We start from the raw sequence: 19,131 nt of genomic DNA on the forward strand, positions 1-19,131 counted from the left end.
GGCGGCACGGCGGCGGCCGAAGTCGCCGCCGCGCGCGGCGAACGTCATTGCAGCGTCGCGCCGGGCCCCTTCAGCACGACGCTGCGGCGGCCGTCGACGCCGACCGGCACGTCGCCGTGAACGGTCGCGCGACGCACGACGCGGTGCGCATCGCCGTAATCGTTGATCGCATAGTGCTGCGTCGCGCGGTTGTCCCAGATCGCGACGTCGCCTTGCTGCCAGTTCCAGCGCACGGTGTTCTCGAGGCGCGTCACGTGTTCGTGCAGCACCTGCAGCAGATGCGCGGAATCCTGCGACGACAGCCCCTTGATCTTCTGCACGAAGTGCCCGAGCACGAGCGTGCGTTCGCCGGTCTCCGGATGCACGCGCACGACCGGGTGTTCGGTTTCGTAGACGGTCGACGTGAACACTTCGCGGTAGCGCTTCAGTTGCGTGTCGTCGGCATGCACGTGCGTCGACGCGTAGTCGTAAGCGTTCGTATGCACTGCCGACAGCGTGTCGGCGAGCGCGCGCAGCGATTCGGGCAGATGCGTGTACGCGGCGGCCGTGTTGGCCCACACCGTGTCGCCGCCGAATGGCGGGATCACGACCGCGCGCAGGATCGACACCTTCGGATACGCGTCGACGAAGGTCACGTCGGTGTGCCACGAATTGGCGCGCGCGCCGTGCGCGGAATCGAGTTCGAGCAGGTGCGCGCTGCCGTCGACGGACGGCACGGTCGGGTGCGCGACGATATCGCCGAAGCGGCGGGCGAAGGCTTCCTGCGCCGTGTCGTCGAGATGGCCCTGGTTGCGGAAGAACAGCACCTTGTGGCGCAGCAGCGCGGCCTGGATCGCGTCGAACGTCGCGTCGTCGAGCGCGCCGGACAGCCGGACCCCGGCGATCTCGGCGCCGATCCGGCCGGCGACCTGGCGAACCTGAAGCGGGACGGCGGCCGTGCGCGGTGCGGCGGCGTGCGAAGCATGCGATGACGGGTGAGCGGCGTGCTGGACTTCGGACATCGGGAGTCTCCTGGATCGGATCGGTCGAGTCTCCATTCAAGCAGGGATCGCGCGGAACCGGAACCGATGAATCGTCACATCCTTAGCGCGCGCCGCGATGATCGATATGTGTCGTCATGCTGAGCAATTCGGGCACGGTGTCGGGTCATGCGGCGCGACCGTGTCACCACGCGAGCCGCCATTCGCCGATCCGGTGCGCATCGGGCGCATCGACGCGCCTTGCCCGACCGCCATCGCCACCATCGCCGCCACCCGGCGGTGCACGATCGTCGAAATCGGCGAGCACCGTGTCGCGCAGCCGCGCGAATTCCGGCGAATCGCGTCGGCGCGGTCGCGGCAGCGCGACGTCGACGATGCGCTCGATGCGCCCGGGGCGCGGCGCCATCGTGACGACGCGATCGCCGAGATAGACGGCTTCGTCGACGTCGTGCGTGACGAGCACCATCGTGATGCGTTCCTGCTCCCAGATGCGCAGTAGTTCGTTCTGCATTCGCGCGCGCGTCTGTGCATCGAGTGCGCCGAACGGCTCGTCGAGCAGCAGCACACGCGGCCGGTTGACGAGGCCGCGTGCGATCGCGACGCGCTGCGCCATCCCGCCCGACAACTGGTTCGGGTACGCATGCTCGAAGCCGTTCAGCCCGACGAGCGCGATGTGCTCGGCCACTGCGCGTCGCTTGCTCGCGGCGTCGAGCGGCGCATTGCGCAGCGCGGCCTCGACGTTCTGCGCGACCGTCAGCCACGGGAACAGCCGGTGATCCTGGAACACGATCCCGCGCTGCAGCGACGTGTCGCGCACCGGTTCGTCCCCGGCGCGGATTTCGCCCGCGTAGTCGGTGTCGAGCCCGGCGATCAACCGCAGCAACGTCGACTTGCCGCAGCCGCTCGCGCCGACGATCGTGACGAATTCGCCGGCACGCACGTGCAGCGACACGTCGTCGAGCACTGCAAGCGTCGCGCCGCGTTGCGCATAGCGCTTGCTCACGTGGAGGATATCGAGCGAATCGGAAGCGAGGTTCGTCATGGCGGAGAAGGAAGCGACAGGAAGAAGGAGGGCGATCAGCGGCGCAGCTCGCCGCGCCGGGCCAGCACCTTGCGTTCGACCGCACGCGCGATCGCGTTCAGCGCCCAGCCGGTCACGCCGACGACGATGATTCCGAACAGCACGAGGTCCATCCGGAACTGCTCGCTGCCGTCGATCAGCGTGTTGCCGATCCCGCTGCCCGCGACGAGCAGGTACTCGGCGCCGAGCGTCGCGAGCCACGAGTAGATGAGGCCGAGATACAGCCCGGTGAAGATCGATGGCAGCGCGGCGGGCAGGAGCACGTAACGCACCAGCTGAAGCCGCGAATAGCGCAGCGCGCGGGCCACGTCGACATACGCGCGCGGCACTGCATGAATGCCGTCGCACGTATGCGTGGCGACCGGCAGAAGCGCGGCGAGTGACAGGAACACGACCTTGGCGGCGTCGCCGAGGCCGAACCAGACGGAAATCAGCGGAATCCACGCGAACAGCGAGATCTGCTTGAACGTGTCGAAGCTCGGGCCGACCACCCGCGCAGCGATGCGCGACAGGCCGAGCGCGGCGCCGAGCAGCAGGCCGCCGGTCGCGCCGATCGCGAAGCCGCACGCTTCGCGCGCGAGCGAAGCCGACAGCGCGCGCGCCAGCGCACCGCTGGTCGTCTGGGCCCACGCCGTGTGCAGCACGTCGGTGGGGCCGACCAGCAGCCCGCTTTTGACGAGATGCGCGGACGAGACGGCCCACCAGAGCGCGAACGCGCCGAGTGGCAGGACGAAACCGCGCCAGTCGGGCACGGGAAAGCGCCGGGCGGTCGAGACGGCGGGCGACGAGGCGTCGGGTATCGACGTGGCGGCAGGCGGCATGAGCGGCATCCTTGGATCGGGTTCAGCCGCGGAACGCGGACGGCACGCCACGGCGCAGCCGTGCTTCGAGCGCGTCGAGCAGCCGGTTGATTGCGAGGCCGACCGCGCCGACGACAATCACCGCCGCCATCACGAGGTCGAGCTGGAACAGCTGGCGCCCGTACACGATCAGGTAGCCGAGCCCTTCGGACGATGCGACGAGTTCGACGACGACGAGCGCGAGCCAGGATTTCGTGAAGGCGAGTCGTACACCGGTCGCGAGCGTCGGGATCGCGGCGGGCAGCACGACGTGGGCGATGCGCTGGCGGCGCGTATAGCCGAACACGCGCGCGACTTCATCGAGCACAGGCGGCGTCTGGCGGAAACCCTGCAGCGTGCTCATCGTCACGGGGACGAGTGCCGCATGCGCGATCAGCAGGTACTTCAGCGGCTCGCCGACGCCGACGAGCAGCAGCAGGAACGGCAGCCAGCCGAGCACGGGAATCTGCACGAGCGCGTTGAAGCCGGGCAGCACGTAGGCTTCCAGCGCGCGCGACAGGCCGAGTGCCGCACCGGTCGCGAAACCGAGCAGCGTGCCGGCCGCGAAGCCGACCAGCACGCGCTGCAGGCTGATCAGCGTATGGCGCGCGAGATCGCCGCTGGCGGCGAGTTCCGCGAGCGAGTCGGCGACCTGTTCGGGCGGCGGCAGGATCTGCGGCGCGATCCAGCCGCGCGCGCTGCCGACGCTCCACAGCGCGAACAGCAGTGCGGGCAGCGCCCACGGCGCGAGCCGCCACGCCACGCGCTTCACGGCCGCCGCGCGGGACTGCGCCGCGAGCGCAGGCGGGTCGGACGACGGAATCGGGATCGCGGTGTCGCTCATCGGGGCCGGTCCGGGTCAGGAGAGGGGCTTGCCGGACGCGTCGTAGCGCGGCCAGTAGTGCTCGAGGTGCTGCGCGCGCAACGCGTTGTCGAGATACTTCGGTTCGAACCAGCCGTCGACGTCGACCGGCTGGCGGATCAGTTTCAGCTTCAGCGCGTCCTGCGCGACGGCCTTGTAGCGCGCGACGAGGAATGGATCGATCAGCGGCGACAGGCGGTCCTTCAGGCGCTGGTTCGCAAAGTCGGCCTGCCACGACGCATACGGCACGCCGCTTTTCGCCCAGAGCTTGAACAACGCGTCGCGGTTCGCTTCATCGGACGACCATTGCGCGCCCTTGACCAGCGCGTCGACGACACGCTGCACGATGTCCGGATGCGCGCGCTCGAAGTCGTCGAGCACGAGCAGGTGGGTCTGGCGCGTGAACTGCGGGCCGTCGTTCTGCGATTCGTAGATGATCTTCGCAAGCCCCGCGTCGCGCAGTTTGTACAACTGATAGTCGCCGACCGATGCATCGATACCCTTCGACGCGAGCGCGGCAAGCGAACTCGCCGAATCGAGGTTGATCACGCGCAGGTCGCGTTCGCCGAGGCCGTTCTTCGCGAGTGCATTGTCGGCGACGAGCTGCAGGTTCGTGCCCCGGAAGATCGATACGCGGCGGTCCTTCAGGTCGGCGATCGAGCGGATCGCGGAGTCCGGCGGCACCGCGATCTTCACGCCCGAGCGCACGCTCGCGGCGAGCAGCAGGCGCGTCCTGATTCCGTTCGAGCGTGCGAGCACCGCCGGCAGGTCGCCCTGGTAGGCAAAGTCGAGCGCCTTGTTGGCGATCGCCTCGTTGACGGCCGGGCCGGCGCCCTTGAAGAACAGCCACTGCACCTTGATGCCGTCGGTCGCGAACTCCTTTTCGACCAGTTGCTGCAATTGCGCGGTGGCCGCGCTCGACCCGCCGAAGGTCTGCGGATCGCCGGCGCCCTGCTGGGCGACGCCGATGCGGATGGTGGCGGGCTTGTCGGCGTGCGCGGCGACAGCGGGGAACGCGACGAGGGACGCGATCAGCAACGATCGCAGCAGGCGCAGGGGGGACGGGAATCGGTCGATCATGGCGCGTCGGATGGCGAGGAGTGGAAATCGGGCCGGAGGATGTCGAACCATTCTGGAGGACGCCGCCGGCGCGGGACAAGCAACGATTTGAACTATGCTTATCGCCGCGTTTCCGGTTGGCAAATCACGCGTGGCGCCACTTGGAAATGTCGAATCGCGCCAACGCCGAGCACCGATCCCGCAGCCGATCGGCGCGTGCAATATTTTCCGGATCGCGCTGGAATGCACGAAAGGATTGCCGGGCAACGCACGCGGGAGTTTGTTCTGAATTCGTCAATGCGAAGCGCGCGGCATATCGAAAAACTGAATAAAAAACCATCGAAGTTAACGCCGGCGGCAATGATGCGGCCGGGCATTAACATTCTTACTCCGAGCCATGACCGGCCTGCCGCGCCACGATGGAAAAGCGGTAAATGACGTGCGCGTATTTCATCGCTGAAGCGCTCCGCTCATAAATGCATTCCGACGCCAAATTATTTGAATTCGCCCAAAAAATTGTATATACCCTAGACGAATCGGCGTGTTCCGCATCGTGTCAATGCGGCTCGCCACAAACGCGCGAATGTAGCGGCCAATGCCGCCGCCGCACACCACGCGTTGCAGCGATCGAATGGATTCCGGGGAATGCGCACGGTCCGATGCCGGGGCCGCCGCATGAGTCACGAATGGGCGAACGCCGTGCGCACCACCCCGTGCAACACCGCGTCATTACATTCAACGGTCGATCACCGACCCCGCCACACGGAGGTTGTCATGCTGCAATACGTCAAGACCTTGCTGCGCGATGAACGTGGTGTCAGCTCGCTCGAATATGCGGTTCTGGCCGGTATCGTCGTGGTCGCGCTGGCGGCGGTCGGGGTGATTCTCAGCAGCACGTCCGGCGGCTTGCCGGCCGTGTTCACCGCACTGATCAACAAGGTCACGGCGTTGATCTGATCTCCTGAACCCGCGCGCCGTCGGCGGACACACGGATCCGCAGCGGTACGACGTATCCAGCCGGGGCGCGCCGACGGACGGCTCTCCGATGCTCTTTCTCGTACAGTCGGCGGCGACGCTCGTGCTGGTGTCGCTCGCGACGCAGGACCTGCGCGAGCGGCGCTTGTCCAATCGCGCCGTGCTGGCGTTCGCGATGCTGTATTTGATCGCGGCGGCACTCGCGCGCGACGGGCTCGCGCAACTCGCCGGTCACGTGGCGACCGCCGCGGCGATGCTGCTGCTGTTCGCCGGCTTGCGTCACGCGGGCTGGATGGGCGGCGGCGACGTGAAGCTGGCGGCGGCGGTGTTCCTGTGGGCCGGCCCGACGCTCGCGTTCCCGGTGCTGACGCTCGTCGCCGCGAGCGGCGCCCTGTATGGCGTCGCCGCGCTCGCGGCCGTTGCATGGCGGCGTCACACCGCGCCGGCACGTGCGATCGCGCCGCGCGGCGTGCCGTACGGCATCGCGCTCGCGCTCGGCGGCATGCTGGCCGTCTGGGCGCCGTTTCCTCACGCGGTTTCGCTTACCTAGACCGGGGGACGCACGCCGCCATGCCCAAACCCCTGAGAATGGCCGTGCTGATCATCGCTGCCGCGATCGGCGCGTTCATCCTGCGTCAGCTGTATGTCTCCGCGTCGACGCCTTCCGCGCCCGGCGAAGCGGCCGAGGTGAGTGTGCGCGTCGCGGCGGCGGACCTGCCCGAAGGGCTGCTGCTGCGCGATAACGATCTCGCGTGGAAGCGCATGCCGCGCACGCAGGTGCCGGCCGGTGCGTTCGTCGAGTCGCAACCGGGCGCGGACCTGAAGGGCGCGCTGCTGCGCAACCGTGTCGACGCCGGTGCGCCGATCCGTGCGGACAACGTGATTGCGGCCGGCGCGCCGGATTTTCTCGCGGCCGCGCTGCAGCCCGGCATGCGCGCGATCTCGGTGCCGGTCGACGACGTGTCGGGCAACGCGGGGCTGATCCAGCCGGGCGACTTCGTCGACGTGGTGCTCACGCAGGAGATCGGCGGGTCCGCGACGACGCCCGGCACGTTCGAAGCGGAGACTGTCGTGCGGCGCGCGCGCGTGCTCGCGGTCGGCTCGGAATTCCAGCGTGCGAAGACACCCGCGAGCGCACCGGACGCGCCGGTCCGCGCGCGCACGGTCACGCTCGAGGTCGCGCCGCGCACCGCTCAGGTCGTGCTGGTCGCGACGCGCCTCGGCTCGCTGTCGCTGGCGTTGCGCAGCTTCGCGACGAGCGATCGCCGCCAGGCGGCGGGCGGCGACGAACAGGAGCCCGATACGCCGCCGGTGTGGGCCGGCGACGTGTCGCGCGCGGCCCGTGACGCGGCGCGGGCGCCGTCCGGGAGAACGGACGGCGGCACGCGGCCGACGGTGCAGGGCAACACGGTCGTGATCTATCGCGGCTCGTCGGTCGACGACGGGTCGCGCGGCGGCGGCATCGGCACGCCGGGCTTGCCGCCGCTGCCGTCCGGGTGGCCGGCTATGTCAGGCACGCCAGGCATGCCGGTTGCGCCGGCTGCGCCCGCGGGCGGGAATGCTGCCGCGGACGCGACGGCGCAAGCGCCGCGCGCGGCCGTGCCGCAGTGACGGCATGACGATTCGGGCCGGCCGCCCGGCGGCCGGCATTTGACGGGAAGACGCATGGTGCGCATGGTTCGTTGGATCGCTTTCTGGTGCCTGGCCTGCATCGTCGCGCCGGGCGTCGTGCTCGCGCCGCGCGCGCAGGCGGCGGACGCCGGCGCGGCGTTGTCGATCGCGACCGGCAAGGGCGAGATGCTATCGCTGTCCGAACCCGCGACCGCGATGTTCGTCGCGGACCCGAGCATCGCGGACATCCAGGTGCCGTCGCCGCGCACCGTGTTCGTGTTCGGGAAGAAGGCCGGCACGACTACGCTGATCGCGCTCGGCGCGAACCATCGGCCGATCCTGCGCCGGACGGTGATCGTGCAGGTCGATACCGTGTCGCTGCAGGCGGTGCTCGACAGCCGCTTTCCGCAATTGAAGCTGTCGGTGTCCGGCGCGCCGGGCTCGCTGATGGTGTCGGGCAAGGTGCCGAGCGCAGCCGACGCGGACGCCGTGATGCAGTCGCTCACACCGTATCTCAACGACAAGGAAAAGATCGTCAACCGGCTCACGCTGTCGCGCCCGATCCAGGTGAACCTGCGCGTGCGCGTGACCGAGGTGAGCCGCAACGTCACGCAGCAGCTTGGCATCAACTGGAGCTCGCTCGGCGCGGCCGGCAACTTCGTCGGCGGGTTGTTCAACGGACGTACGCTGATCGATCCGACGACCAAGCTGTTCAACCTGTCGCCGACCGGCGCGTATTCGATACTCGGCGGTTTCCACGCGGGGCGCTGGTCGATCGACGTCGTGCTCGATGCGCTCGACCAGGAAGGCCTGATCACGATGCTCGCGGAGCCGAATCTCACCGCGATGTCCGGGCAGACCGCGAGCTTCCTCGCCGGCGGCGAAATTCCGATTCCGGTCGCGCAGGCCGGCACCACGACCGGCGCGATCACGGTCGAGTTCAAGCCGTTCGGCGTGTCGCTCGACTTCACGCCGACCGTGCTCGCCGACAACCGGATCAGCCTGAAGGTGCGGCCGGAGGTGAGCGAGGTCGACTCGAGCAACAGCGTGACGACCGGCGGCGTCACGGTGCCGGGACTCTCCGTGCGGCGCGTCGAGACGACGGTCGAGCTGTCGAGCGGGCAGAGCTTCGCGATCGGCGGCCTGCTGCAGAGCCAGACGGCCGATACCGTGTCGCAGATCCCGGGGCTCGGCCGGCTACCGATCATCGGCCGGCTGTTTTCGTCGAAGAACTTTCAGGACAACAAGACCGAGGTTGTCGTGATCGTGACGCCGTACATCGTGCAGCCGACCGGCCCCGGCCAGCTCGAGCAGGCGCTCGACACCGTCGCGCGGCCGAGTAGCGATCTCGAGTTCGCGATCCAGCGCAATCTCGGGATCGACATGCTGTCGGGCGACACGCCGCGCCTCGTCGGCGCCGCGGGCTTCGTGTACTGACCGGAGGACCGCATGCGAATTCGAACCATCGTCTCCGTCCTGTTGCCGCCGGCGCTGGCGGGCTGCCTGTCGGCGCCGCCGCCGATCAACCTGCCCGATGCGCGCGCGATCGGCTTCGACGGCGTGCACGCGGTGCCGCCCGACTGCGCGAAGCTGATGCAGCCGTCGCATCTCGTCGATGCCGGGTTCGGGCGGCCCGGCGTGCCGTTCGGCTGCGCGACCTACACGAATCTCGCGACGATGCTCGCGCGCCCGGAGGATCTCGTCGCGCCCGTGCCGTATGGCGGCGCGGACGCGCAAGTCGCGGCCGACGCCGTGCGCCGCTACGTCGAGGATCGCGTGAAGCAGCCCGCGCCCGGCAAGACGTTGACGACGACCGGCTCGCCCGGCCATTGACCCACTCCCGATGCGAAGCGCGATGCCGCCCATGAACGTCCTCGACCGCCAGAATGCCAAGCACGCCGCCGCAGCCGGAGCGGCGGACCTCGTCGCGGTCGTGTCCGATGCCGGCAGCGAGGACGTGATCCGGCGCGTCGCGCAGGATCTGTCGATCACGCGCGCTCATGTGCAGCCGGGCAATTGCGACGACGCGATCCGGCTGTTGCAGCAGCATGAACGCTCGCCGCGCCAGCTGATCGTCGACGTATCGAATTCGGTGCTGCCGGTATCGGACCTGATGCGGCTCGCCGACGTGTGCGATCCGTCGGTGAGGGTCATTGCGATCGGCACGCAGAACGACGTCGGGCTGTTCCGCAACCTGCTCGGCATCGGCGTGCAGGACTACATCGTGAAGCCGCTGACCGTCGAGTTGATGCGGCGCGCGCTGACCGCGACGGAATCGGTCGTGCAGGCGCGCACCGGCAAGATCGTCGCTTTCGTCGGCGCGCGCGGCGGGGTGGGCACGACCACGATCGCGGTGAGTCTCGCGCGCTGCCTGGCGGGCGAGAAGCGCCGCCGCGTCGCGTACGTCGACCTCAACCTGCATGGCGGCGGCGCGAACTCGATGTTCGGGCTGTCGAGCAACAACGGGCTGATCGAATTGCTGAACATGGAGCAGCGCCCCGACGACGCGTTGTTCGACCGCATGTTCGTCACGAAGGGCGACCGCTTGCACGTGCTGTCGGCCGAACTGGCGTATGGCGAGGACGCGCCGCTGCGCGACGATGCGGTCGCGTTGCTCGTCGACATGCTCAAGGACCGCTTCCACTACGTGCTGTTCGACGTCGGCACCCGCGCCGGCAAGCTGTTCGAGGACGCGCTGGCGGTGTCCGATCTCGTCTATATCGTCGCCGACCGTTCGGTGCACGCCGCGTACGAAGCCGCGCGGCTTGCGCGCTTCGTGAAGGAGCTGCCCGGCGAGCGGCTGCTGTCGATGATGCTGAACAACCCGCTCGAACCGGTCAAGGGGCGCGTCGCGCAGACCGACTTCGAGGACGCATTCGGCGGCGTGAGGCTGCGCGAGCTGCCGCACGAGCCGCAGCCGCTCGCGGTCGCCGAGAACCTCGGCGAGCCGATCGAGCGCGCGAAACGTCACGGCTTCCTGGACGAGATCCGGCTGCTCGCGAACGGCATCACCGGCGAATCGATGGCCGTCGCCGAGCCGTGGTACGCGCGCTTCGTCAAATGGAGGAAGGGATCGTGACGTTCGGCACCCGCAAGCAGTCGACGCCGGACCCGGCGCCGGCAGGGGCGCCCGCCGCGCCGCCCGACGGCGCGCCCGGGCCGGGCCCAGGCGCGGGTCCGGCCGCGAGCCCGGCGCCCGCGTCCGCGTCCGCGCGCGCGCTGGCGTCGGCCGATACCCAGGAGGCGCTCATTCGCTCCGGCAAGTTCGATGCGATTCGCACCGCGGTGTTCTCGTCGATGAACATGTCGGCGGCGCTGATGAAGACGCGCGACGAAGTGCGTGCGGGCATCGAGCAGGTGGCCGCGCACACCGTCGAGCGCGAACGCCTGAAGATCACGACGGGCGAGCAGGTGCTGATCGTCGATGCGATCCTGAACGACATGTTCGGCGTCGGGCCGATCGAGCCGCTGCTCGCCGACGACACCGTCTCCGACATTCTCGTGAACGGCCCCGATCAGGTGTACGTCGAGCGCGCGGGCCGGCTCGAACTTACGCCGCTGAAGTTTCGCGACAACGCGCACGTGACGAGCGTCGCGCAGCGGATCGCGGCGGCGGTCGGGCGTCGCGTCGACGAAAGCAGCCCGATGGTCGACGCGCGTCTCGCCGACGGCAGCCGCGTGAACGTGGTCCTGCCGCCGATCGCGATGCGCGGCGCGTCGATCTCCATCCGCAAGTTCGCGAAGCGCGACATCACGCTCGCGCGCATGGCGCATCAGGGCAATATCTCGCACGGGATGCTTCAGGTGCTGAAGATCGCGTGCGCATGCCGGCTGAACATCGTGATCTCGGGCGGTACCGGTTCGGGCAAGACGACGCTGCTCAACGCGATGTCGCAACATATCGAGGAGCACGAACGGATCGTGACGATCGAGGACGCGGCCGAACTGCAACTGCTGCAACCGCACGTCGTGAGTCTCGAGACGCGGCCGGAGAATACGGAAGGGCTCGGCGGGATTTCTCAGCGCGACCTCGTGCGCAATGCGCTGCGGATGCGGCCCGACCGCATCATCCTCGGCGAAATCCGAGGCGCGGAGGCGTTCGACGTGCTGCAGGCGATGAATACGGGGCACGACGGCTCGATGACGACGATCCACGCGAACTCGCCGCGCGACGCGATCAGCCGGCTCGAAAGCATGGTCATGATGGCGAACGCGAATCTGCAACTGCTGTCGATCCGGCGCCAGATCGCGAGCGCCGTGCACCTTTTCGTGCAGGTCGAGCGGATGCGCGACGGCGTGCGCCGCGTGACCCGCATCACCGAGATCGTCGGGATGGAGGGCGAGGTGGTGATCACGCAGGATCTCTTCGCGTTCCGTCAGGAAGGCGACACGACGCGGGACGTGGTGAAGGGCGTGTTCGAGGCGTCGTCGCTGCGGCCCGCATTCGCACCGCGCGCCGCGTATTACGGCGTCGAGGACGCGCTTTCCGAGGTATTCCGGCAATGAGCGCCGCGGACCTGTTCGCGCTCGGCGCATTCGTCGTGATCCTCGCGGTGGGCCTCGCGCTGTCCGCGCTGCTCGATCGTGCGCGCCACACGCCGGAGCAGCGCATTCGCGCGCGGATGCGGCACCTTGCGCCATCGCTGGCGGGCCGGGAGGCCGGTGCGGCCGCGGCGCCCGGCATCGCGCTGTTCAACCTGCCGCGCCGGCAAAGCCGCGCGCGTGCGTGGCTACAGCGTTACGTGACGCGCGTGCGGGCGGTCGGTGGCGAACGCGGGATGCGGATCGTCGTCGCCGGTACGCTCGCCGGCGCGATCGCCGCGATCGCCGTGGTGGAGCTCGTCGCGCTGCCGAGCGTACTTCATCCGCTGATCTACGTCGGGCTGCCGCTGGTAGCGATGCGCGCCAGTTACCGCGCGCTGGTCGAGCGGTTCCGGCTGCGCTTTCTCGAAGCGTTCCCGGACGCGATCGACCTGATCGTGCGCGCGGTGCGCGCGGGCATTCCGGTCACGCAGGCGATCAGCACGGTCGGCGACAGCGCGGCGGAGCCGGTGCGCTCGACCTTTCGCACGATGGGCGACAGCCTGCGCGTCGGCGCGGATCTGAAGGACGTGCTGACGCTCGCGGCGGACCGGCTGATGATCGCGGACTTCTCGTTCTTCACCGTCTACCTGCTGCTGCAGCGCGAGACGGGCGGCAGCCTCGGCGAGACGCTCGACGAGCTGTCGAGCATCATTCGCACGCGCCGCGACATCCGTCTGAAGACGCGCGCGTTGACCGCCGAGGGGCGGATCACGACGAAGATCATTTCGGCGGTGCCGTTCGTGATGATCGGTGCGCTGTTCCTCGTGAACCGTGCGTACGTGATGCTGCTGTTCGACACGCATCCCGGACGCGTGATGCTGACGATCGCCGCGGCGCTGCTGACGATCGGATTACTGACGATCCGCAAGATCTCGAAACTGGATACCGCGCGATGACGATGTCGATGCTGGCCGCCCGCGGCCTCGAACTGTTGTTGTTGCTCGCGTGCGTCGCGGCGGCGCTCGTGCCGCCCGGCGGCGGTACACGCCGACGGATCGCGGAGCGAGTGCAGCAGGCGGCCGGGCAACGCTCGCTGTCGCTGGCGTCGGGGCGGCTGCAGCCGGGCGAGGTGCGTCAGGACCTGACGCGGCGGCTCGCGCAGCTCGGCGAGCGGCTGCCCGTGCTCGACCCGATGCAGCGCGCGAAGCTCGGGCTGCAGCTCACACGCGCGGGTTTTCGCGAGCGGCGTGCGGTGTCGTCGATGATCGGCATCAAGCTGAGTTGCGGCGTGCTGTTCGCGGGCGTCGCGATCGTGTTCAGCCCGTACATTCCGCGCTTCGGCGAATACTTCGTGATCCGGGCGCTGGCGATGGTCGCCGCGTTCGTGATCGGCGTGATCGTGCCCGAATACGTGCTCGGCGCGATGATCCGGCGGCGTCGACGCATCATCTCCGCGTGCTTTCCGGATGCGCTCGACCTGCTCGTGATCTGCACGATGGCCGGCAACAGCCTCGCATCGGGCGTGCGGCGCGTCGCGCGCGAACTCGAGCGGATCTGCCCGCCGCTCGCCGACGAGCTGAAGGTGTGCGCGGACGAGCTGACGCTGAGCGGCAACGTGGCCGAAGCGCTTGCGCATTTTTCGATACGCGTCGACTTCGCGTCGGCACGCTCGCTTGCCACGACGCTCACGCAATCGCAGCGATTCGGCACGCCGATCACGCAGGCGCTGCGGACGCTGTCGCGCAGCGAGCGGACCGAGCAGATCGTCGCGCTCGAGGAACAGGCCGCGAAGCTCGCGCCGAAGATCACGCTGCCGATGATGCTGTTCATCCTGCCGACGGTCGGCCTGATCGCGGCGGGCCCGGCGGCGATCCGCCTGCTCGAGGTATTCAAATGACACGATCCGTCCTCCGTGCGCTCGCGTTCGCGGCCGTGTTGCCGGTGCTGGCCGGCGGGTGCGCGCCGGGTATCCAGACGCGGCCGGCGTTGTCGCACAAGAGCGACGACCCGCAGGCCGAATTGCGCATTGCCGACAGCGCGCTGGCCGGCGGCAACGTCGATCTCGCATCGACGCTGTACGAGAAGGTGCTTGCCCGGCATCCCGATTCGCTCCCGGCGCGTCTGGGGCTCGGCGACGTCAACTACCGCGCGGGCGATCTGGAGCGCGCGCGTATTCTCTACGAGCAGGCGCGGCAGCAGGCGCCCGCCGAACTCGGGCCGCAGATCGGGCTTGCGCGGGTCGCGTTGCGGCAGCGTCGGCTCGACGAGGCCGCACGGCGCTACCGCGACCTGCTGGCCGCGCAGCCGAACCTTCCGCTCGCGGCCGAAGGGCTCGGCACGGTGCTCGATCTGCAGGGCCGCCACGAGGACGCGCAGGCCGTGTACCGGGATGCGTTGCGCGCGCATCCGGATGCGCAGGGGCTGCGTGTCGACCTCGGGCTGTCGCTCGTGCTGGGCAACCGGCCACGCGAGGGCGTGAACGTATTGCTCGACGTGGCTGGGCTGCCCGACGCGCCGTGGCAGGCGCGCCAGAATCTCGCGTTCGCGTATGGCGTGCTCGGCAACACCGATTCGGCGAAGAAGCTGCTGTCCGCGGATCTGCCCGCGTCGGCGGTGGCTGACAATCTGCGCGTCTACCAGGCGGTGCGCGCGCAGCTCGCGTCGCGCCCGGCGTCCGCCGCGGCACGACCGTCGACAGGCGCCGCGCTCGAGCCGCGCGCCGTGCGGCCCGCCGCGGAGGCCGAAAAATGACACGCGGGGCGATGGGCGCGCGCCGCGCGCGCGGCGTCATATCGCTCGAATTCGTGCTGATGCTGCCGTTCCTGTTGATGGTGCTGATCGGCATCATCGACACCAGCCTGCTGCTGTGCGACAAGGCCGTCATCACGAACGCGAGCCGCGAGGCCGCGCGCGCCGGCGTCGTGCTGCGCGTGCCGATGCTGACCACGACGCAGATCGCCAGCGTCGCATCGAGCTACACGCAGAACAGCCTGATCACCGGCGGCACCGCGACGACGCCGACCGTGACCGTGACGCAGGCGAACGGCACGACGTCGGGCACCGCGCTGACGGTAACGGTGACCTACACGTATTCGGGGCTGGTGCTGGGTTCGGCATTCAGCGCGCTGACCGGCCCGGTGACGATCTCGGCCAGTTCGGTGATGCTCTATGAGTGACGCCGCCGACGCGCCAGGGATCGGCGCCGTGCGCGAGCGCGGTTCCGTCGCGCTGTTCTTCCTGATGTTCCTGATTCCGCTGCTGTCGTTCGGCGCGCTGGCGATCGACATCGCGTGGGTGGCCACGGTACGCAACCAGCTGCAGAACGCCGCCGACGCGGCTGCGCTCGCGGCGGCCGACGCGATGATGTCGCCGACCGGCGGCGCGCTGAACTGGTCGCAGGCCGCGCCCGCGGCGAACGGCGTGATCGCGCGGAACGCGGCGGCAGGCGCACCGCTGGCGACCGGCACGGTGACGACCGGCTACTGGAACGTGACGCGCAGCCCCGCGTCGATGCAGCCGACCACCATCACGCCCGGCTCGTACGATGTGCCCGCGGTGCAGGTGACCGTGTCGCGCGCGCCGGGCGTGAACGGCGGGTCGATTCCGCTGCTGCTCGGCGGGCTGCTCGGTATTCCCGGCGCGTCCGGCAGCGCGACCGCGATCGCGGTGCTCGCCGCGCCCGGCGGGGTCGCGGCGGGCGGGCTCTTTCCGATCGCGATCGACCAGTGCGTGTACAACCAGTACTGGAACGCGGCGACCAACCAGCCGCTGATCAATCCGTTAACCGGCCTGCCGTACGAATTCTCGATCACGAACGGCCAGACCTACGGCACGCTGTGCATGGGCGGCCAGTGGACGTCGTTCCAGTCGACCGCGACCGACACGACGACGATGGGCGGCCTGATGGTGACCGGCAACCCGACGACGCTCAACATCGGCGACAGCATCTATCTCGCGACCGGCGTGAAGGCCACGCTCTACACGTCGGTGCCGGTCGGCACGACGGTCGTGCTGCCGGTCGTCACGCAGACGGCGAGCAGCACCTACGTGCCGATCGTCGCGTTCGCGGCGTTCCACATCGACGTGTCGCTCGGCGGGACGTACAAGTACATCCAGGGGCACTTCGTCGCCGGCGTGAAGATGACCGGCGTCGCGACGGGCGTCGGGCCGTACTACGGCGTATACGTGCCGCCGCGGCTCGCGCTGTGAGCGTCGTGGCGCGCGCGGCGCAGCAGCACGAGCAGCGCGAAGAGCGTCACGGCCGGGCCGATCTGCGGCCACTGGAGCCACGGGTTCAGGTATTCGACGATCGGCAGTGCCCACATCAGCGCGATCGCGGTCTGTTCGCCGCGCAGCCACCCGTCGCGCCAGCCGATCGACAGCATGCAGGCGATCGCGATGGCGAGCCATGAGAGTTCGTAGTGCCACAGGTACGGGTTGGCCACGAGCGTCGCGACCGTCAGCACGGCGGCGCGCACGCGGGTATCGCGCGACTGCGTCCATGCGATGCAGGCGGCCGCGATCGCGATCGCGGCGATGCATGCCTGGGCGGCATACGCGGCGCCGAGCGGCACGCCCGAGAGCCGGAACGCCGCGAACGGCGTCGGCGACGCGAGCCAGAACACGACGCCGTGTTCGAGGACGATCGAGCGTACGAGGTCCGTGCCGGCGGCGAACAGGCGCAACGACTCGATGCCGCAGACCAGGACGCTTAGCGCGACGAACGTGCCGGTGGCGAGCGCAGCCCACGCGATCGTGCGCCATGCGCGTGTCGCCACCAGAACGAACGGGAACAGTAGCGCCATCTGCGGCTTGACGGACAGCAGTCCGATGCAAAGGCCCGCCCACATCGGCCGCCGCTCGGCCCAGTAGACGGCCAGCGCCGCGCACGATGCGGTCAGGAACGCGTTTTGCCCGAGCGCCCCGGTGACGAACACGCACGGCGCGCCGAGCAGCGCAACGATGCCGGCGCGCCATGCGCCGGGAATCACGCCGAGACGCGCCACGCGCCACGCGGCGAGGCCGAGCACGGCCACGCCGAACGCGACGAACAGCGGATAACCGAGCGCGAAGGGAAGCAGCGCCAGCGGCGTCACGAGCAGCAGATACGTGGGCGGGTACAGCCACGGAGCGAAGGCGTCGCGACGAAGATTCGGGAACAGTTCGGCCGTCAGCCGCGAGAATACGGAGAAATCGTATGCCTGCGAGGGCGAGCCGTGCAGCATGACGTACGACGCGGACCAGAACACTGAGAAGTCGGCGCCGGCGCGTGACAGGACGCTGCCGTGCGCATGGCGCACGACGGATATCCAGATCGCGACGAACAGCGCGGACAACGCCAGCATCAGCATGCTGTACAGGATGACGCGTCGCGGTGTGAGCCACGCGACGACCGGGCGCTCCGCCGAGCGCAGCGATTGCCGGGGAATGTCCAATTGCGGCCGCCCGGTTCTACTTGAACGACGCCTTGCGAGCGGCGACGCCGGTTGCCGCCGGCAGCGCCGTCCGGCGGCGCGCGGCGTTCGCGCGCTTCAGCGGGAACTGCAGCAGCTTCGATGCCGGCTGCCCGGCGGCATCGCGCTCGGTACGATAGCGTCGCCTCACGAGATAGACGGGGCGCTGCTTGGACTCGTGATAGATCCGGCCGAGGTATTCGCCGATCACGCCGATGCCGATCAACTGGATGCCGCCGACGAACAGCACGACGGAAATCAGCGACGGGTAGCCATGCACCGGGTTGCCGAACAGCAGCGTTCGCACCACGATGAACGCGCCGTACACGAGCGACAGCATCGCGAACGTGAGGCCGACGTAGGTCCACACGCGCAGCGGCACGGTGCTGAAGCTCGTGATGCCCTCGAGCGCGAAGTTCCAGCGGCGCCATCCGGAGAACTTCGAGCGGCCGCCGCTGCGCGGCGCGCGCGTGTATTCGACGATCGCGGTGCGAAAGCCGACCCACGCGAACAGCCCCTTCATGAACCGCCGCCGCTCCGGCAGCGCGCGCAGCGCATCGACGACCTCACGATCCATCAGGCGGAAATCGCCGACGTTTTCCGGCATTTCGACTTCGGACAGCGCATTGTGCACGCGATAGTAAAGTGCCGCCGCCGCGCGCTGAAGGTACGGATCGCACATCCGGTCGGTGCGTTTCGCGGCGACGACTTCGGCGCCGCCGCGCCAGTGTTCGATCATCGCGGGAATCAGCGCGGGCGGGTCCTGCAGGTCGGCGTCGATCAGGATCACCGCGGCGCCGGCGGCCTCGTCGAGGCCCGCGGTGAGCGCCGCTTCCTTGCCGAAGCGGCGCGTGAGATCCACGACGTGCACGCGCGGGTCGCGGGCGGCGACCGCGACCAGCCGGTCGAGCGTGCGGTCGCGGCTGCCGTCGTTGATGCAGACGATCTCGAAGCGCACCCCGGCGACCGACTCGAGAACGGGCAGCGTTTCTGCAAAGAATGCGTCGATCGTTTCCTCTTCGTCGTGAAACGGCACGACGAGCGATATCAGCGGCTTCCTGGCGTGCGTGGACATGCTGCGGTTCCCCCGAGAGATCCGGCCTGCGCTGCACCGTATGGTTCCGGTTGTCGTTTGCCGAACGGGCCCGGCCCGGTTCGGCGTGAAGTCGGTTCCGGCCTGTTCGTCCACCGCGTACCGGACGACAGGCGTTGCGTTCATTGTAGGCAGGAATCGCCGATTCGTAACACGTATCGATGGATTTGCACGCCGGACAGGTTTGCCGGGGGAAACATCGGACGGCGGCGCGTCGGCGAACCGCGCGCAGCGGCGCTAGGATGGCGTTTTCAAGGCCGCTGGAGGGCGCGATGCAGGTTCAGGATCTGGCCGGTGCGCCGCTCGATTTCTGGGTGGCGATGGTGGAAGACCTCGGCGCGCCGCGCGTCGATGCCGCAGGGTGCACGGTCATTCGCGAATCGGGCGGCACGCCGGTGCTGTACGCGCCGTCGTCGTCATGGGCGGACGGCGGCCCGCTGGTCGAACGCTTGCCGTTCGGCGCGTTCGAGCGCGACGGCGGGCACGGCGCGTGGCGCGCGGTGCTGCATCGGGCCGTGCCGGCGGCAGGCGAGCGCTGCACGTTCAACCAGTCGGGGCCGACGCTGCTGGTCGCCGCGATGCGCACGCTGGTCGCGTCGACGTTCGGCGACGACGTCCCGGATCTCGACATGTCGAAACCGCGCTGAGCGCGCG

General features: G+C 69.1%; 21 protein-coding genes. 14 read left to right on the forward strand and 7 right to left on the reverse strand.

Annotated elements, in window-relative coordinates:
- Positions 1-44: 44 nt before the first annotated feature.
- From HWX22_RS00090 to HWX22_RS00110, 5 genes are all read right to left on the reverse strand, one after another.
- Positions 45-1,001, reverse strand: a complete 957-nt coding sequence (locus HWX22_RS00090; protein WP_175906381.1) for a TauD/TfdA family dioxygenase — start codon at positions 999-1,001, stop codon at positions 45-47.
- Between the two features lie 163 nt (positions 1,002-1,164).
- A complete protein-coding gene (locus HWX22_RS00095; protein ID WP_175906379.1) occupies positions 1,165-2,022 on the reverse strand; it encodes an ABC transporter ATP-binding protein in 858 nt (285 codons plus the stop codon).
- Positions 2,023-2,057: 35 nt separating this feature from the next.
- The gene (locus HWX22_RS00100) at positions 2,058-2,882 is read right to left on the reverse strand and encodes an ABC transporter permease (RefSeq protein WP_175906377.1); all 825 of its coding nucleotides are present in this window, start codon (positions 2,880-2,882) and stop codon (positions 2,058-2,060) included.
- A 22-nt stretch (positions 2,883-2,904) separates the two neighbouring features.
- Entirely contained in the window at positions 2,905-3,744 is an 840-nt protein-coding gene (locus HWX22_RS00105) for an ABC transporter permease (protein WP_175906375.1), read from the reverse strand.
- A gap of 15 nt (positions 3,745-3,759) precedes the next feature.
- The gene (locus HWX22_RS00110) at positions 3,760-4,842 is read right to left on the reverse strand and encodes an ABC transporter substrate-binding protein (protein ID WP_175906372.1); all 1,083 of its coding nucleotides are present in this window, start codon (positions 4,840-4,842) and stop codon (positions 3,760-3,762) included.
- A gap of 39 nt (positions 4,843-4,881) precedes the next feature.
- Between HWX22_RS00110 and HWX22_RS31770 the strand changes: the two genes are divergently transcribed.
- The 13 genes from HWX22_RS31770 (at position 4,882) to HWX22_RS00170 (ending at position 16,140) form a co-directional block, all read left to right on the forward strand.
- Positions 4,882-5,259, forward strand: a complete 378-nt coding sequence (locus HWX22_RS31770) for a hypothetical protein (protein ID WP_175980754.1) — start codon at positions 4,882-4,884, stop codon at positions 5,257-5,259.
- Positions 5,260-5,595: 336 nt separating this feature from the next.
- Positions 5,596-5,778 (forward strand): Flp family type IVb pilin, encoded by a 183-nt coding sequence (locus HWX22_RS00115; protein ID WP_044843866.1) that lies wholly within the window; start codon positions 5,596-5,598, stop codon positions 5,776-5,778.
- An 88-nt stretch (positions 5,779-5,866) separates the two neighbouring features.
- On the forward strand, positions 5,867-6,346 hold the full coding sequence (locus HWX22_RS00120) for a prepilin peptidase (protein WP_175906371.1): 480 nt from the start codon (positions 5,867-5,869) through the stop codon (positions 6,344-6,346).
- 20 nt (positions 6,347-6,366) lie between these two features.
- Positions 6,367-7,407, forward strand: a complete 1,041-nt coding sequence (gene cpaB / locus HWX22_RS00125) for a Flp pilus assembly protein CpaB (protein ID WP_175906369.1) — start codon at positions 6,367-6,369, stop codon at positions 7,405-7,407.
- Positions 7,408-7,461: 54 nt separating this feature from the next.
- A complete protein-coding gene (locus tag HWX22_RS00130) occupies positions 7,462-8,844 on the forward strand; it encodes a type II and III secretion system protein family protein (protein WP_059818834.1) in 1,383 nt (460 codons plus the stop codon).
- A gap of 12 nt (positions 8,845-8,856) precedes the next feature.
- Positions 8,857-9,240 carry a CpaD family pilus assembly lipoprotein gene (locus tag HWX22_RS00135; RefSeq protein ID WP_059524851.1) on the forward strand — a complete coding sequence of 128 codons (384 nt, stop codon included), beginning with the start codon at positions 8,857-8,859 and terminating at the stop codon, positions 9,238-9,240.
- A 22-nt stretch (positions 9,241-9,262) separates the two neighbouring features.
- Positions 9,263-10,486, forward strand: a complete 1,224-nt coding sequence (locus tag HWX22_RS00140; RefSeq protein ID WP_175906367.1) for an AAA family ATPase — start codon at positions 9,263-9,265, stop codon at positions 10,484-10,486.
- Positions 10,483-11,913, forward strand: coding sequence for a CpaF family protein (locus tag HWX22_RS00145; protein WP_175906365.1), 1,431 nt, complete (start codon positions 10,483-10,485; stop codon positions 11,911-11,913). The genes HWX22_RS00140 and HWX22_RS00145 overlap by 4 nt, the downstream gene beginning before the upstream one ends.
- On the forward strand, positions 11,910-12,887 hold the full coding sequence (locus HWX22_RS00150; RefSeq protein WP_175906362.1) for a type II secretion system F family protein: 978 nt from the start codon (positions 11,910-11,912) through the stop codon (positions 12,885-12,887). The genes HWX22_RS00145 and HWX22_RS00150 overlap by 4 nt, the downstream gene beginning before the upstream one ends.
- Positions 12,884-13,828: a type II secretion system F family protein gene (locus HWX22_RS00155; RefSeq protein ID WP_175906353.1), complete on the forward strand. Its 945-nt coding sequence runs from the start codon at positions 12,884-12,886 to the stop codon at positions 13,826-13,828. The genes HWX22_RS00150 and HWX22_RS00155 overlap by 4 nt, the downstream gene beginning before the upstream one ends.
- Complete coding sequence (locus HWX22_RS00160) at positions 13,825-14,682, forward strand: tetratricopeptide repeat protein (protein WP_175906351.1); 858 nt, start codon at positions 13,825-13,827, stop codon at positions 14,680-14,682. Before HWX22_RS00155 ends, HWX22_RS00160 begins: the two co-directional genes overlap by 4 nt.
- Positions 14,679-15,107 (forward strand): TadE family protein, encoded by a 429-nt coding sequence (locus tag HWX22_RS00165; protein ID WP_175914780.1) that lies wholly within the window; start codon positions 14,679-14,681, stop codon positions 15,105-15,107. Before HWX22_RS00160 ends, HWX22_RS00165 begins: the two co-directional genes overlap by 4 nt.
- Positions 15,100-16,140, forward strand: coding sequence for a TadG family pilus assembly protein (locus HWX22_RS00170; RefSeq protein WP_175914781.1), 1,041 nt, complete (start codon positions 15,100-15,102; stop codon positions 16,138-16,140). Before HWX22_RS00165 ends, HWX22_RS00170 begins: the two co-directional genes overlap by 8 nt.
- Here the strand turns inward: HWX22_RS00170 and HWX22_RS00175 are convergent.
- Both HWX22_RS00175 and HWX22_RS00180 read right to left on the reverse strand, forming a co-directional pair.
- On the reverse strand, positions 16,104-17,366 hold the full coding sequence (locus tag HWX22_RS00175) for a glycosyltransferase family 87 protein (RefSeq protein WP_175914782.1): 1,263 nt from the start codon (positions 17,364-17,366) through the stop codon (positions 16,104-16,106). The two genes, HWX22_RS00170 and HWX22_RS00175, sit on opposite strands and share 37 nt — an antisense overlap.
- A 16-nt stretch (positions 17,367-17,382) precedes the next feature.
- Positions 17,383-18,459: a glycosyltransferase family 2 protein gene (locus HWX22_RS00180; protein ID WP_175914783.1), complete on the reverse strand. Its 1,077-nt coding sequence runs from the start codon at positions 18,457-18,459 to the stop codon at positions 17,383-17,385.
- A gap of 290 nt (positions 18,460-18,749) precedes the next feature.
- Between HWX22_RS00180 and HWX22_RS00185 the strand changes: the two genes are divergently transcribed.
- A complete protein-coding gene (locus tag HWX22_RS00185; protein WP_175914784.1) occupies positions 18,750-19,124 on the forward strand; it encodes a phage protein NinX family protein in 375 nt (124 codons plus the stop codon).
- Positions 19,125-19,131 lie beyond the last annotated feature (7 nt).

The organism is Burkholderia sp. BCC1638 (assembly GCF_902833195.1).
Lineage (GTDB): Bacteria > Pseudomonadota > Gammaproteobacteria > Burkholderiales > Burkholderiaceae > Burkholderia > Burkholderia diffusa.

What these genes read in the sequence shown, in the direction of transcription:
- HWX22_RS00185 (WP_175914784.1), top strand. Translation starts at nt 18,750, where the DNA reads ATGCAGGTTCAGGATCTGGCCGGTGCGCCGCTCGATTTCTGGGTGGCG.
- HWX22_RS00165 (WP_175914780.1), top strand. Translation starts at nt 14,679, where the DNA reads ATGACACGCGGGGCGATGGGCGCGCGCCGCGCGCGCGGCGTCATATCG.
- HWX22_RS00150 (WP_175906362.1), top strand. Translation starts at nt 11,910, where the DNA reads ATGAGCGCCGCGGACCTGTTCGCGCTCGGCGCATTCGTCGTGATCCTC.
- cpaB (WP_175906369.1), top strand. Translation starts at nt 6,367, where the DNA reads ATGCCCAAACCCCTGAGAATGGCCGTGCTGATCATCGCTGCCGCGATC.
- HWX22_RS00180 (WP_175914783.1), bottom strand. Translation starts at nt 18,459, where the DNA reads ATGTCCACGCACGCCAGGAAGCCGCTGATATCGCTCGTCGTGCCGTTT.
- HWX22_RS00130 (WP_059818834.1), top strand. Translation starts at nt 7,462, where the DNA reads ATGGTGCGCATGGTTCGTTGGATCGCTTTCTGGTGCCTGGCCTGCATC.
- HWX22_RS00170 (WP_175914781.1), top strand. Translation starts at nt 15,100, where the DNA reads ATGAGTGACGCCGCCGACGCGCCAGGGATCGGCGCCGTGCGCGAGCGC.
- HWX22_RS00115 (WP_044843866.1), top strand. Translation starts at nt 5,596, where the DNA reads ATGCTGCAATACGTCAAGACCTTGCTGCGCGATGAACGTGGTGTCAGC.
- HWX22_RS00155 (WP_175906353.1), top strand. Translation starts at nt 12,884, where the DNA reads ATGACGATGTCGATGCTGGCCGCCCGCGGCCTCGAACTGTTGTTGTTG.
- HWX22_RS00090 (WP_175906381.1), bottom strand. Translation starts at nt 1,001, where the DNA reads ATGTCCGAAGTCCAGCACGCCGCTCACCCGTCATCGCATGCTTCGCAC.
- HWX22_RS00135 (WP_059524851.1), top strand. Translation starts at nt 8,857, where the DNA reads ATGCGAATTCGAACCATCGTCTCCGTCCTGTTGCCGCCGGCGCTGGCG.
- HWX22_RS00105 (WP_175906375.1), bottom strand. Translation starts at nt 3,744, where the DNA reads ATGAGCGACACCGCGATCCCGATTCCGTCGTCCGACCCGCCTGCGCTC.
- HWX22_RS00095 (WP_175906379.1), bottom strand. Translation starts at nt 2,022, where the DNA reads ATGACGAACCTCGCTTCCGATTCGCTCGATATCCTCCACGTGAGCAAG.
- HWX22_RS00110 (WP_175906372.1), bottom strand. Translation starts at nt 4,842, where the DNA reads ATGATCGACCGATTCCCGTCCCCCCTGCGCCTGCTGCGATCGTTGCTG.
- HWX22_RS00120 (WP_175906371.1), top strand. Translation starts at nt 5,867, where the DNA reads ATGCTCTTTCTCGTACAGTCGGCGGCGACGCTCGTGCTGGTGTCGCTC.
- HWX22_RS00160 (WP_175906351.1), top strand. Translation starts at nt 13,825, where the DNA reads ATGACACGATCCGTCCTCCGTGCGCTCGCGTTCGCGGCCGTGTTGCCG.
- HWX22_RS00100 (WP_175906377.1), bottom strand. Translation starts at nt 2,882, where the DNA reads ATGCCGCCTGCCGCCACGTCGATACCCGACGCCTCGTCGCCCGCCGTC.
- HWX22_RS31770 (WP_175980754.1), top strand. Translation starts at nt 4,882, where the DNA reads ATGTCGAACCATTCTGGAGGACGCCGCCGGCGCGGGACAAGCAACGAT.
- HWX22_RS00140 (WP_175906367.1), top strand. Translation starts at nt 9,263, where the DNA reads ATGCCGCCCATGAACGTCCTCGACCGCCAGAATGCCAAGCACGCCGCC.